This window comes from Pseudaminobacter soli (ex Zhang et al. 2022) (genome assembly GCF_014595955.1).
GTDB classification, from domain to species: Bacteria; Pseudomonadota; Alphaproteobacteria; order Rhizobiales; family Rhizobiaceae; genus Kumtagia; species Kumtagia pseudosoli.
Map to the genome: position 1 here is coordinate 1 of NZ_JABVCF010000046.1, position 726 is coordinate 726.

Here is a 726-nt window from a genome sequence, read left to right on the forward strand (position 1 = left end):
TACATGGGCTGCTCGACCTTCTCCAACCACACGGTGCTGCCGGAGATCGCGCTCGCCAAGGTCAATCCGGACGCGCCCTTCGACAAGATCTGCTACATCGGCTGCGGCGTGACCACCGGCATCGGTGCCGTCATCAACACGGCGAAGGTGGCGCCGGGCTCGACCGCGGTCGTCTTCGGCCTCGGCGGCATCGGCCTCAACGTCATCCAGGGCCTACGCCTGGTCGGCGCCGACATGATCATCGGCGTCGACCTCAACAACGACAAGAAGGCCTGGGGCGAGCGCTTCGGCATGACCCACTTCGTCAATCCCAAGGAAGTCGAAGGCGACATCGTCCCCTACCTCGTCAACCTGACGAAGCGCGGCGCCGACCAGATCGGCGGCGCCGATTACACCTTCGACTGCACCGGCAATGTGAAGGTCATGCGCCAGGCGCTGGAATCGGCGCATCGCGGCTGGGGCGAATCGATCATCATCGGCGTCGCCGGCGCCGGCCAGGAGATTTCGACCCGTCCGTTCCAACTGGTCACCGGCCGCACCTGGAAGGGCACGGCCTTCGGCGGCGCGCGCGGCCGCACCGACGTGCCGAAGATCGTCGACTGGTACATGGAGGGCAAGATCCAGATCGACCCGATGATCACCCACACCATGCCGCTGGAGGACATCAACAAGGGCTTTGACCTGATGAACCAGGGCAAGTCGATCCGAAGCGTTGTGGTATACTGA

General features: G+C 64.3%; 1 protein-coding gene. It reads left to right on the forward strand.

The features are described 5' to 3' along the window. On the forward strand, positions 1-726 hold a 726-nt coding region (locus HUI96_RS29025; protein ID WP_188258174.1), incomplete at its 5' end, for a zinc-binding dehydrogenase.